We start from the raw sequence: 12,180 nt of genomic DNA, 5'->3' as shown, positions 1-12,180 counted from the left end.
AGTATTCAAGCAGATGGACCTCGACGCGCTCGCCACCGCCCGCCATGACGCATGGCAGCGGCTCGACGCGCTCGGCGGCTCGAACCGGCTCACCGGGCCCGAGGCCGACGAACTCATCGAGCGCTACCAGGGTGCCGCGTCCGACCTCTCGCTCGTGCAGACCACGGTCGGCTCGACCGCGCTCGGCGATCGACTCTCGGTCGCCCTCGCGAAGGCGCGCCTCCGGTTCACCGGGGCGCCCGAGAACCCCCTGAAGCTGTTCACGCGGTTCGTCATGATCGACCTGCCTGCGGCGCTCTACCGGGTGCGCTGGCTGACGCTCGCGGTCGCCGTCGTGACCGTGGTCGTCGCGGCGCTCTACGCGTGGTGGATCGCCTCCGATCCGCGAGTGCTCGCCACGCTCGGCAGCGAGGCCGAGATGCAGCAGCTGGCCGACGAGGGCTTCGTCGCGTACTACTCCGAGAACCCGGCGGCGTCGTTCGCGGGGTCGGTCTGGACGAACAACGCCTGGATCGCCGCGCAGTGCGTCGCGTTCGGCATCACGGGCGTGTGGGTGCCCGCCGTGATCCTGCAGAACGCGCAGAACCTCGGCATCACGGCGGCCGTCATGTTCGCCTACGACGAGGCCGACACGTTCTTCCTCTACATCACGCCGCACGGCCTGCTCGAGCTCACCTGCGTGTTCGTCGCCGCGGCCGCCGGGCTCCGCATCTTCTGGGCCTGGGTCGCGCCCGGCGCACGCCCTCGGGGCGTCGCCCTCGCCGAAGACGCCCGTGCCCTGTTCACCGTCGCCATCGGGCTCGTCTTCTTCCTCTTCGTCTCGGGACTCATCGAGGGCTTCGTCACGCCGGCCCCGTGGCCGTGGGCCGTGAAGATCGGCATCGGCGTGCTCGCCCTCGGCGGGTTCCTCGCCTACATGCTCGTGCTCGGCGGTCGCGCGACCCGTGCAGGCTCGACGGGCGACCTCGACGCGTTCGAGGCGGGCGCCACGCGCATCATCGCCGGCTGAGCGGCATCCGCTCCCGAGAAGCCGAATGGCGGATGCCCCGTCGGGGGACATCCGCCATTCCGCGTCGTGCGAGCGACTACGCCGAGACCTTCGCGGCGCGGTCGAAGACGGCCTTGTAGATGAAGCCGGCGATGACCGCACCGAGGATCGGGGCGACGATCGAGAGCCAGACCTGGCCGATCGCGTCGGCGCCGCCGTAGATCGCGGTCGCGATCGAGCGGGCCGGGTTGAACGAGGCGTTCGAGACGGGGATCGCGACGAGGGCGATCGCCGTGAGCGTGAGGCCGATCGCGAGCGGGGCGAAGTTCGCGCCCGAGCGACCGGCGCTCGTCACGCCGAGGATGACGAACAGGAACACCGCGGTCGCGATCGTCTCGACGAGGAACACCGAGAGCAGGCCGTAGCCGCCGGGCGAGAGCACGTCGTAGCCGGTCGACGCGCCCTGGAACACGGCGATGTCGAACAGCGGGCCGGTCGCGAGCACGCCGAGCAGCGCGGTCGAGGCGAGGATGCCGCCGACGAGCTGCGCCGCGATGTACGGTCCGACCTCGCGCCATGCGAATCGACCGGCGACGGCCAGCCCGATCGAGACGGCCGGGTTGAAGTGGCCGCCCGAGACCGGGCCGAACGCGTACGCGGCGACGAGGACACTGAGGCCGAGGGCGAACGCGACGCCCAGGAAGCCGACGTTCAGGCCGCCGTCGCCGGCGGCGAAGCCGGCTGCGAAGATCGCCGTGCCGATGACGCCGAAGACGAGGATGAAGGTGCCGATCACCTCTGCGGTGAGTTTCTGCGCGGTCGACGGAGTGGCGACGGCGGCGGGTGCGGTTTCGGACATGACCGATCCTTTCGTAGGGAAGTCTGGAGTGCGCGAATGCGGAAGAGCGGAACGGCGACCCCCCGGCGCCGTTCGTTGCGACGATAGCGACCGCGCGGTGGGCGTCGCGGGACATCCGCCGCGCATGACCAAATCGTTACCCTGGCGGCCGCCCGGACGACACACGCGGACACAAGCCGACACACGCCGGTCACGTCGACGGCACGGCCACAGCAGGCTCCATGCCGGCGAGCGTCAGAGCAGGCCGGCGGCCTTCAGCTCGAGGTAGCGGTCGGCGAGGGCGGGGGGCAGGTCGTGCGGCGCGGCCGACACCGTGTGCGCGCCGGACTGCCGGATCGCCGCCGCGACCCGGTCGACGTCGAGGCGCGCGCGCTCGGAGGCCGCGGCGAGGTACGCATCGTCGAGCGTGTCGCGGCGTGCGGCCGCGGCATCCGCCTCGGGGTCCTGCACGGAGGCCACGATCACGGTGTGCCTCGCGGTCAGCTGCGGCAGCACCGCGAGGAGGCCGCGCGCCGAGCCCGGGGAATCGGCGGCCGTGAGCAGCACGACCAGGGCCCGCCGGCTCGTGACCGCCCGCACCTGCGCGGGGAGTCCGGTCCAGTCGGCCTCGATGAGCTCGGCCTCGACGCCCGCCATCGCGTCGACGAGCCGGGCGAGCAGTTGCGAGCCGGAGACCCCGGTGACCCTGGCGCGGGCACGCCGGTCCCACGCGAAGAAGTCGACCCGGTCGCCGGCGTGCGTCGCGAGCGCCGAGAGCAGCAGCGTGGACTCCCACGCGGTGTCGAGGCGCGGCTCGTCGGCGACGCGCGCCGCCGCCGTGCGCGAGGTGTCGGCGACGACCACGATGCGACGATCGCGCTCGGGGCGCCACGTGCGCACCATGAGCTTGGTGCCGCCGCGCGCCGCGGGATCGACATGCCTCGCCGTGGCCCGCCAGTCGATCGAGCGCACGTCGTCGCCGCGCACGTACTCGCGGATCGAGTCGAACTCGGTGCCCTGACCGCGTACGAGCATCGGCGTGCGGCCGTCGAGCTCGCGCAACCGGGTGAGGCGCGACGGCAGGTGGATGCGCGAGTGGAACGGCGGCAGCACCCGCAGGCGCCCCGGAGCCGACAGCGTCGCCTGACGGCACCACAGTCCGAGGGGCCCCGCCGAGCGCAGCGTCACGTGCTCGACGCGACGGTCGCCCCGCCGCCACGGCGTCAGCTGCAGGCGGATGCCGCGGCGCTCGCCCGGCGCGACGGCGACCCGCGTGCGGTTCGACCCGGCGACCCCGGCCGATGGCTCCCAGCCGTCGCGCACGGTGGCGCGGAGCATCCGCTCGCCCGTGTTCTCGATCGTGAGCGTCGACACGACGGGCTCGCCGAGGCGAACCCGCGCGGGCAGGTCGCGCTCGAGCGTCACCCGGCGAGGCGACGCCGCGAGCGAGAGGTCGAGCACGCCGATGCCGATCGCGAGGGCGAGCCAGCCGAGCAGCGCGAACCACGCGGCCTCGGCGCCAGAGGCGCCCAGGACGACGACGGGCACGACGCCGAGGGCGACGAGCAGCACGAACCGACCGGTGACCGCCATGTCAGAGTGGGACCTGCACCTGCTGCATGATCGCGCGCAGCACCGCGTCGACCGAGACGCCCTCGAGCTCGGCTTCGGGGCGCAGCTGCACGCGGTGGCGCCAGACCGGCAGCAGCATCGCCTGGATGTGGTCGGGGGTCACCGATTCGTAGCCCGAGAGCCAGGCCCACGCCTTCGCGGCGGCGAGCAGGCCCGTGGACGCACGCGGGCTGACCCCGAGTCGCAGCGACGGGCTCAGGCGGCTCGCCCGCGCGAGGTCGACGAGGTAGGCGAGCACGTCGTCGGAGACGCGCACGGCCGACGCGGCGGCCCGTGCGGCCTCGAGCTCGGCCGCACCGAGCACCGGCTGCACGCCGGCAGCCCCGAGGTCGTGCGGGTCGAAGCCGTCGGCGTGGCGGCGCAGGATCGCGAACTCGGCGTCGCGCTCGGGGATGTCGAGCACGAGCTTCAGCAGGAACCGGTCGAGCTGCGCCTCGGGCAGCGAGTACGTGCCCTCGTACTCGATCGGGTTCTGCGTGGCCGCCACGAGGAACGGGTCGGGCAGCGGGCGCGTCACGCCGTCGGCCGAGACCTGGCGCTCCTCCATGGCCTCGAGCAGGGCCGACTGCGTCTTCGGCGGCGTGCGGTTGATCTCGTCGGCGAGCAGGATGTTCGTGAACACCGGTCCCTCGCGGAACGCGAACTCGCCCGTGCGCGGGTCGAACGCGAGCGATCCGGTGACGTCGCCCGGCATCAGGTCGGGCGTGAACTGCAGGCGCCTCGTCTCGAGGTCGAGCGTGCGGCTGAGGGTGCGCACGAGCAGGGTCTTGGCCACGCCCGGAACGCCCTCGAGCAGCACGTGGCCGCGGGCGAGGAGCGCGATGATCAGGCCGGTGACCGCGCCGTCCTGCCCGACGACGGCCTTGCCGACCTCGAGGCGCACGCGGTTCAGCGCGTCTCGCAGGTGGGCGTCGGTGGGGCGGGTGCTCGTCGGCGTCGTGTCGGTCATCGCTGCCTTCCTGGCGGGTCGTCTGAGGTGGTCTGGCGGTTCGGCGGGCTCGTGGCGTCCGAGGCGGACGCCGTGCCCGGCGGAGTGGGGGAGTCGTGCATGCGGGAGCCGGGCTTGGCGCCGGCGTCGGCCATGACCGCCGCGGTCACGTCGCGCTCGAGCTCGTCGAGCGCCGTCGCCAGCGCAACGAACCGGTGATCGCCGTCTGGCAGCTCGTCGACGAGCAGGTGCATGACGGATGTCGCGTCGCGCCCGGTCGCGTGCGCCGCCGCCTGCGCGACGGCCGCGACCTCGGTCGATCTCGGCAGGCGCAGCACGCTCACCACTCGGCGGATCGCGGCCACGCGCATCTGGTCGAGGGCGTGCGTGCGCTGGGCGGAGCGGGCGTAGAGGCGGGCGCGACCCTGCCTCGTCTCACCGGCGGGCACCGTGACCGGCAGGCGCTCGACGACGAGCGGCCCGAGTCGACGCCCCCGCCAGAGACCTGCGACCACGGTCACGACCAGCGCGAGCACGAGCACGGGGCTGACCCACCCCGGGGTGAGTTCGCCGAGCGTCGGCGCCGTGGTCGCCTCGGCGTCGGCCGGGCCCGGCAGGTACCAGACGAGGTCGGAGCTCGCGCCGAGCAGGCCGATCGCGAACGCGGCGTTGCCGGCCTCGTCGATGCGGGCGTTCTCGAAGACGGTGGTCGCCGCGACGAGCGACAGGCGGTCGGATGCCGCATCGCCGCCGTCGGGGACCGGCCCGACGGCCGCGGCGAACCCGTCGCCCTGCGCGAAGCAGCCCTGCCACCCCGCCTCGCGGGCGCCGTCGTCGATCGTGAGGAGCCGCTGTCCGTCGGAGAGACCCCCGGCCTGCGTCGCCGGGCGGGCGTCGCACGAGACGTCGTCGATCGCCCCGTCGGCTGCGCCCGCCATGCGCACGCCGGGTGCGAACGACTCGAGTGCTCGGAATCCCGGTTCGACGACGACGAGGCGCGCGTCGCTCCTGGCGAGCTCGTCGAGTCGATCGGCGTCGAGCGTGGCGAACTCGTCGAAGAGCAGCAGGGTCGCATCGTCTGCAGCCTCGACGGCGTCGATCGCCGTCTCGAGCGAACGCGCCGTGGTGACGGTCACCCCGTGCGCCCGCAGGACCTCGACGAGTGCGCCGGAACCGGTCGAGCCGGGACTCTCGGGATCGAGCAGCCCCGCCTGCGCGCGGATGCCGCCCTGGATCACGAACAGCACGAGGGTGCCGACCGCGAGGATCGCCGCGAGCACGAGCCAGGTGCGGCCGCGACGGAGCAGTGCGCGCGGCGTCGGGGTGAGCGCGACGGCGTCGGAAGTCGCCGCGCCCATCGCGGCCCCGTTCGCGGTTCCGTTCACGTGGGTGGGTTCGGCCGTGCGCTCGCCGGCGGGCGTGGTGACGTTCATCGCACGGCCTCGAAGCCGCCGTCGGCGCCGACCGCGGCCGCCGAGCCGGCGGGGCGCGCCGGTCGTGCCGCCGCCAGTTCGCGGTCGAGGGCCGTCATCCGCTCGTAGGTCGCCGCATCGCCGGGGGCCCCGAGATACCGCACGTCGTCGAAGGCGGAGGCCGCGTCTGCGAGCGAAGGGCGGGCGTCGGGGAACGGCCGGGCCGCGGCATCCGCCACCGCCCTCGCGGTCGTGCCCGGGTGCACGTGCACGAGTTCGCGCTCGACGAGATCGCGGACCAGGGCGCGGAACCGCTCCTCGATCGCGAGCGGCCAATCGCGGTCGCGAGCCGCGGCGTCGGCCGAGCGGCGGATCGTCGCGGCATCGCGCAGGTCGCCCGCGAACGACGGGAGGTCGGCAGCGCGACGGCGACGGCGGAGCCTCGGAAGGCCGAAGACGAGCAGGCCGACGACGACGAGCACGAGCGCCGCGAGCACGACGAGCAGCGCGACCACCTCGCCCGGCACGGCCCCCGCACCGCTCAGCAGGTCGAGGAACCAGTCGCGGATCGCCTGCGCGAATCGGTCGAACGCGTTCGGCTCGGCCGCGCGGTACCGCGGATTCGACAGTTCGTCGAGCAGCCAGCGGCGCGCCTCGTCGGCATCGGGATCGAGCGGTTCCGCCCCGATCCCGAGCGCGCGGACCGCCGCGGCCGCGATCATGCGGGAGCGCCTCCGGACGGCACCGGGCTCGAACGGAGGTCGTCGTGCACGGCCCACGGATCGCCGACCGGCTGCCCGGCGTCGCGCAGTTCGACGTGGCGTGCGAGCTCGAGGTCGAGGCCCTCGGTGCGCATGCGCAGGTCGATGTAGATGACGCCGACCACGGCCGCCTGCACGACCGTCGTGATCGCGCCGATGATGAGCGAGAGCACGCCGGTGATGACGGCGAAGACGACCGTGATCGTGATCGCGGAGCCCGTGTTCGTCGGGTCGATGATCGCGGGCAGCAGGCTGCCGAGGAGCGAGATGGGCTGCACGACGACCTGCGAGGCGACGTTCAGGATGAGCCCGACGAGCAGCAGCGTGCCGAGGGTGCGCCAGAAGTACCCGATCGTGAGGCCCCACGAGCGGCGCATCGCCGTCGCGATGCCGGCGCGCTCGAGCACGATGATGCTCGGAACGAGCGAGAGCCGCACGCCGATCCACCACCCGACGACCGCCAGGCCGAGGCAGAGCAGCACGACCACGAGGATGCTCACGCCGAGCCCGATCGGGGAGGAGGCGGCGCCGAACACGACGATGCCCACGAGCAGCGCGAGCACGACGAGCAGGGCGAGCGTGACGAGCAGGGTCCACGCGATCAGGGCGCCGAAGCGCGGCAGCGTGCGACGCCAGAGCGCGCCGAGCGTCAGCTTCTCGCCGAGCGTGCCCGTGGCGACCTCGATGATCATGACGCCCTGCAGGAACGCGCCGGCGACGACCGAGACGCCGACCGCGAAGAGCATCGTGAGCACGAGCGCCGCGATCGACCCCGGCAGCAGTTCGTCGACCTCGGTCGGACTGGCGGAGTCGAGCCGGCCGATGAACCAGATCATCACCGGGACCAGGACGGCCGCGGCGAGGATGCCGGCGGCGAGCTGCACGAGCAGGCCGCTGCCGAACGTGGCCGCCGGATTGCGCCGCAGCGTGCGGAACGGGGCCCAGAGCAGGGTGCCGAAGCTCAGCGGACGCAGCGGCAGCAGGCCGGGCTTGGGCGGGGCGGTCCACCCCGGCGCCCCGTACTGCGGTGCGGTCGCGCCGTATTGCGGAGCGCCGTACTGCGGAGCGCCGTACTGCGGAGCGGCGTACTGCGGAGCGGCGGGAGCGGCGCCGTACCCGGGTGGCGGGGGCGGCGGCGCCCCGTACGGCGCGGGCGCGGGCGCTCCGTACTGCGGAGGCGCTGGCGGCGCGACCGGAGGCGCAGGCGGGGGTGCGACCGGAGGGACGACCGGCACGGTCGGTGCGGCGGCGTCGGGGCTCGGCTCGGGCGCTCCGGGCGCTCGCCAGTCGTGTTCGGCCACCTCGTCGTGCTCCTTCCGCTGCGGATTCCCATGCTCGCATATCGGGAAGGGGCGCACGGCCGCGGATCCCCAGTCGCCCGCGGCATCCGCCCCCTTGTCGCAGCGAACGACTACGCTTGTGACACCGTCCACCGTGCCCGGTGCGACACCGCGAGCCCGGGCGCGCTGCATCACAGGAATGAACCGATGACTTCACGAGTACTCGTCGTCGACGACGACACGGCCCTCGCCGAGATGATCGGCATCGTGCTGCGCACCGAGGGCTTCGATCCGGTCTTCTGCGGCGACGGGTCGAGCGCGCTCGCCGCGTTCCGCGAGAGCCGACCCGACCTCGTGCTCCTCGACCTGATGCTGCCCGGCCTCGACGGCATCGAGGTGTGCGCACGTATCCGGGCGGAGTCCGGCACGCCGATCATCATGCTCACCGCGAAGAGCGACACGGCCGACGTCGTCAAGGGGCTCGAGTCGGGCGCCGACGACTACATGGTCAAGCCGTTCAACCCGAAAGAACTCGTCGCGCGCATCCGAACACGACTGCGCCCGACGCCGGAGTCCTCGGTCGAGACCTATGCGGTCGGCGACCTCACGATCGACGCCGCCGGCCATGAGGTGCGCCGCGGCGACGAGCGCATCTCACTCACGCCGCTCGAGTTCGACCTGCTGCTCACCCTCGCCTCCAAGCCGCAGCAGGTGTTCACGCGCGAGATGCTGCTCGAGCAGGTGTGGGGCTACCACTACAAGGCCGACACCCGGCTCGTGAACGTGCACGTGCAGCGCCTGCGGGCCAAGGTCGAGCACGACCCCGACAACCCGCGCATCGTGATGACCGTGCGCGGCGTCGGCTACCGCGCCGGCGCGACCACCTGACGGGAATGTCCTCCGTCGCCGACGACTCGCGTGCCCCCGGCTCGTGGCGCGACCTTCCGCGCCGTCTGCTGGCGACGTGGCGCCGGTCGCTGCAGGTGCGCACCGTCTTCATCACGATCGGCCTCTCGAGCCTCGCGATCCTCGTCATCGGGCTCTACATCTCGTTCAGCGTCGCGTCGAACCTGTTCCAAGACCAGCGCTCGCGCGTGCTCGAGGCCTCGAACAACGCCACCACGGCCGCGCAGCTCATCCTCGACTCCTCCGATGCCGCAGACCGGGGCTCGCTGCAGCTGCTCATGACGGCGACGCTCGACACTGTCACGCGCATCGCCGGCACGAACGACGTGGCGCTCTTCCGCGATCCCGAGGCGCCCGCCAACCGCGATGCCCCGCCCGACCAGCTGAGCCCCGACCTCGCCGGCGTGATCTCGTCGGATCTTCGCGCGCAGGTGCAGCAGCACGGCGAGAGCCAGTACTGGCAGTCGGTCGCCCTCGAGAACTCGACGGGCGGCACCGACCCGGGCATCATCGTGGGCAGCGTGCTGCAGGTGCCCGCCGGCATCGGCCGCTACGAGCTGTACATCGGCTACAACCTCGCCGAGGCCGAACAGACCCTCGCGTTCATGCAGGTCACGGGCACGGTCGGCGCGATCGCGCTCATCGCCCTGCTCAGCGCCATCACGCTCGTCGTCGTGCGCGGCGTGATCGAGCCGATCCGCACGACCGCGTCGACGAGCCGCCGCCTCGCCGCCGGCGACCTCGGCGTGCGCATCCCCTCCCGAGGCGAAGACGAGCTCGCGTCGCTCGCGGCCTCCTTCAACGGCATGGCCGACAGCCTGCAGGAGCGCATCCGCGAGCTCGCCGAGCTCTCGGTCATGCAGCAGCGCTTCGTCTCGGATGTCTCGCACGAACTGCGCACGCCGCTCACGACCATCCGGCTCGCCGGCGACGTGCTCTATGGGCAGCGCGAGGACTTCGCCGGGCCCACCGCGCGCACCGTCGAGCTGCTGCACACCCAGACCGAGCGGTTCGAGCGCCTGCTCGGCGACCTGCTCGAGATCAGCCGGTACGACGCCGGATCGGTGACCCTCGCGACCGAGCCGACGAATCTCGTGCACCTGGCCGGCGACGTGATCGAGGCCATGAACGGGCTCGCCCGCGAGCGCGGATCCGAGCTGCGGCTCGAGGCCCCCGGAGGCCATCTCGACGCCGCCGTCGACCCGCGCCGCATCCGCCGCATCGTCACGAACCTGCTCGGCAACGCCATCGAGCACGGTGAGGGCCGCCCGATCGTCGTCGCGGTCGACAGCAACGCGTCGGCGATCGCCCTCTCGGTGCGCGACTACGGCCTCGGCATGACCGCAGAAGCCGCCGAGCGCGTCTTCGACCGGTTCTGGCGCGCCGACCCGAGCCGGGTGCGCACCATCGGCGGCACCGGGCTCGGCCTGGCGATCTCCCTCGAAGACGCGGTCGCGCACGGCGGTTTCCTCGACGTGTGGTCCCACCCTGGCCAGGGCAGCGTGTTCCGGCTCACCGTGCCGCGCGCGGAACGCACCGGCGACGAGCTCGCGACGATCGAGTCGCCGCTCCCGCTCGAACCCGCCGACCCCGAGGCCGCCGGCCCGCCGCCGACCGCGTCCATCGGGGCGATCCTCACCGACGATGAACGCGAGGTGCACGATGCGTAGGGGCCTGCTCGCGGCATCCGCACTGGTGGTGGCACTGCTGCTGAGCGGCTGCGTGTCGATCCCGAGCTCGGGCAAGGTGCAGCAGGGAGACCCCGCGCCGACCGACGCCTCATCGCTCGACCTCGACATCCTCGTCGACCCGCCGAAGGTCGACGGAACGCAGCAGGAGATCCTCGAGGGGTTCCTCACCGCCGCACTCAGTCCGCGCGGCAACTACCAGGCCGCCAAGGACTACCTCACGACCGCGTTCGCCGGCGAGTGGCAGGCCGATGCCAGCGTCACGATCGACGTGCTCGCCGACCGCGAGTTCCAGGAGGTGACCGACACCGAGCGTCGACTCGTCGCCACCCCCGCGGCCTCCTTGGGCGACAACGGGCAGTACGAGATCGCCCCGTCGACCGCGCCGCTCGACCTCGACTACACGTTCGAGCAGGTCGACGGGCAGTGGCGCATCTCGAGCGCCCCGGCCGGCATCGTCATCGACCAGGCGAACTTCGCCCAGGTCTTCCGCGAGTACACGCTGTACTTCTACGACCCCGAGTACCGGTACCTCGTGCCCGATTCGCGATGGTTCGCCGGGCGCGACCGGGCGCAGACGAGCGTCGTGCAGGCCCTGCTCGCCGGCCCCGCCGAGTGGCTCGACCCCGGGGTGGCCACGGCGTTCCCCGAGGGCACCGAGCTCTCGCCGGCTGCGGTGCCGGTCTCCGGCCGCGTCGCCGAGGTCTCGCTCGCCGGGGCCGCGTTCGACGACCTCCAGGCCACGCAGCGCATGCAGCTGCAGCTCGACGAGAGCCTCATCGGCAGCGTGCGCAACGTCGGGTCGGTCGCCCTCGTGCTGAACGGCGTCGAATCGGATGCCGGGGTGCCGCCCAATCCGCCGGTGCGCGATCCCCGGGTCGACCCCCGACCGGTCGTGTTCGACGGCGAGACCCTCGGCTACCTCTCGACGTCGGGCGACGGCATCAGCCCGATCGAGGGGCTGTCGGAGCAGGTCGCCGAGGCCGCACCCGACGGCGCGGCGATCGGCCCCGACGCCGAGACCGCGGCGATCCTCGACGACTCCGGCGTCTCGGTGGTCACGGCGGGCGAAGAGGAGCCGTTGCTCGTCGATCCCCGGTCCGATCTCATCACCCCGGCCGTCGACCGCGCGGGCATCGTGTGGTCGGTCCCGGCAGGTTCGCCGTCCGAACTGGTCTGGTTCTCCTCGGACGGGCAGCTGTCGGGGCGGGTGGAGGAGCCCTGGTCGGGGTCGTCGATCGCGGCGATCGAGGTCTCCCGAGACGGCACGCGCATGCTCGCCCTCCTCGGCGACGGAACGCGCACCCATTTCGTCGTCGCCTCGATCGAGCGCGACGCCGACGGGCTGCCCATCGCGCTCGGCAGCACCGTGCTCCGCCTCGCCGAGGTCGAGGGCGTGCCGCTCGACGTGGCGTGGATCGACGGCAGGTCGGTGGCCTCGCTCACGCGCGTCGGCGACGACGCCACCCGACTCGTCACCCAAGACCTCGGAGGCTTCGCATCCATCCGCGACGGCCCGGTCGACGGCCGGCTGCTCGACGCGGGCAACAGCCTTCGCGACGTGCGCGTGCTGACCGACTCGGGCTCGCTCGTCGTGCAGAGCGGCGTCGGGTGGCAGGAACGGGCCAACGGCATCCGCTTCGTCGCGGCGCAGCTGCCCGGCTGAATCCGACCGCTCCTCCCCGTCGCCCGGCCTGCGCGCGTTCACCGCCTTCGGCATGGGAGGCGAGCGGATGCCGCGGCGGGC

The 12,180-nt window shown here is 72.9% G+C and carries 10 protein-coding genes; 4 read left to right on the top strand and 6 right to left on the bottom strand.

All coding sequences use genetic code 11. From position 1 onward, the window contains the following. Positions 1–13: 13 nt before the first annotated feature. Complete coding sequence (locus ASE68_RS13595) at positions 14–1,009, top strand: stage II sporulation protein M (RefSeq protein ID WP_055859626.1); 996 nt, start codon at positions 14–16, stop codon at positions 1,007–1,009. A gap of 76 nt (positions 1,010–1,085) precedes the next feature. On the opposite strand, the gene ASE68_RS13590 is transcribed toward ASE68_RS13595, so the two are convergent. The 6 genes from ASE68_RS13590 to ASE68_RS20560 all read right to left on the bottom strand — a co-directional run bounded on the left by ASE68_RS13590 (position 1,086) and on the right by ASE68_RS20560 (position 7,860). Beyond that, positions 1,086–1,847: an aquaporin gene (locus tag ASE68_RS13590; RefSeq protein WP_055859623.1), complete on the bottom strand. Its 762-nt coding sequence runs from the start codon at positions 1,845–1,847 to the stop codon at positions 1,086–1,088. A 234-nt stretch (positions 1,848–2,081) separates the two neighbouring features. After that, positions 2,082–3,419: a DUF58 domain-containing protein gene (locus ASE68_RS13585; RefSeq protein WP_055859620.1), complete on the bottom strand. Its 1,338-nt coding sequence runs from the start codon at positions 3,417–3,419 to the stop codon at positions 2,082–2,084. A gap of 1 nt (position 3,420) precedes the next feature. Beyond that, entirely contained in the window at positions 3,421–4,407 is a 987-nt protein-coding gene (locus tag ASE68_RS13580; RefSeq protein ID WP_055859617.1) for a MoxR family ATPase, read from the bottom strand. Further along, the gene (locus tag ASE68_RS13575; RefSeq protein WP_055859614.1) at positions 4,404–5,819 is read right to left on the bottom strand and encodes a DUF4350 domain-containing protein; all 1,416 of its coding nucleotides are present in this window, start codon (positions 5,817–5,819) and stop codon (positions 4,404–4,406) included. Before ASE68_RS13575 ends, ASE68_RS13580 begins: the two co-directional genes overlap by 4 nt. Next, complete coding sequence (locus ASE68_RS13570; protein ID WP_055859610.1) at positions 5,816–6,520, bottom strand: DUF4129 domain-containing protein; 705 nt, start codon at positions 6,518–6,520, stop codon at positions 5,816–5,818. Before ASE68_RS13570 ends, ASE68_RS13575 begins: the two co-directional genes overlap by 4 nt. Beyond that, positions 6,517–7,860: a glycerophosphoryl diester phosphodiesterase membrane domain-containing protein gene (locus tag ASE68_RS20560; protein WP_055859607.1), complete on the bottom strand. Its 1,344-nt coding sequence runs from the start codon at positions 7,858–7,860 to the stop codon at positions 6,517–6,519. The genes ASE68_RS13570 and ASE68_RS20560 overlap by 4 nt, the downstream gene beginning before the upstream one ends. Before the next feature lie 186 nt (positions 7,861–8,046). Here ASE68_RS20560 and mtrA point away from each other — a divergent pair, with 186 nt between their 5' ends. The 3 genes from mtrA to ASE68_RS13550 are packed head-to-tail and all read left to right on the top strand — an operon-like array spanning position 8,047 to position 12,099. Further along, positions 8,047–8,727, top strand: coding sequence for an MtrAB system response regulator MtrA (mtrA, locus tag ASE68_RS13560; RefSeq protein WP_055859604.1), 681 nt, complete (start codon positions 8,047–8,049; stop codon positions 8,725–8,727). A gap of 5 nt (positions 8,728–8,732) precedes the next feature. Then, positions 8,733–10,415, top strand: coding sequence for an MtrAB system histidine kinase MtrB (gene mtrB / locus ASE68_RS13555; protein WP_082462247.1), 1,683 nt, complete (start codon positions 8,733–8,735; stop codon positions 10,413–10,415). Next, positions 10,408–12,099, top strand: coding sequence for a GerMN domain-containing protein (locus ASE68_RS13550; protein WP_157421647.1), 1,692 nt, complete (start codon positions 10,408–10,410; stop codon positions 12,097–12,099). The genes mtrB and ASE68_RS13550 overlap by 8 nt, the downstream gene beginning before the upstream one ends. Positions 12,100–12,180: the final 81 nt, after the last annotated feature.

It is taken from the genome of Agromyces sp. Leaf222 (assembly GCF_001421565.1).
In the GTDB taxonomy this organism is placed as follows: Bacteria; Actinomycetota; Actinomycetes; order Actinomycetales; family Microbacteriaceae; genus Agromyces.
The sequence above is the reverse complement of the archived record's forward strand: the minus strand, read 5'-3'. Positions and strand labels throughout refer to the sequence as shown.